This window comes from Shewanella sp. S1-49-MNA-CIBAN-0167, from assembly GCF_040310145.1.
GTDB classification, from domain to species: domain Bacteria; phylum Pseudomonadota; class Gammaproteobacteria; order Enterobacterales; family Shewanellaceae; genus Shewanella; species Shewanella psychromarinicola.
Genome location: NZ_JBEOPO010000536.1, coordinates 1 through 230 on the forward strand (window position 1 = coordinate 1; position 230 = coordinate 230).

Annotated in this window: 1 protein-coding gene; it reads left to right on the top strand. The window is 33.5% G+C overall.

The window, feature by feature from the left end; translation table 11 throughout:
• Positions 1-230: IPT/TIG domain-containing protein (locus tag AAEZ00_RS22320; protein WP_351090247.1), on the top strand; the 230-nt coding region annotated here is incomplete at both ends.

Consider the following 230-nt stretch of genomic DNA (forward strand, 5'->3'; position numbering starts at 1 on the left):
GTATACGTTTACCCCAACTTCTACAGAATCAGGGCAAGTTATTAGTATCGTTGGTGAGAATTTATCGGCAGGCACAAATGTAGTTATTAATGATCAAGAAATCCAACTGAGTATACTTAGCTCAAACTCTGCACAGTTTATAATACCTGAGTTAGCTTTAACGTCTAATATTTATCTAAAGAATCAATATGGTACAAGTGAACCGAGCTTATTGATTATAACTAAAAATC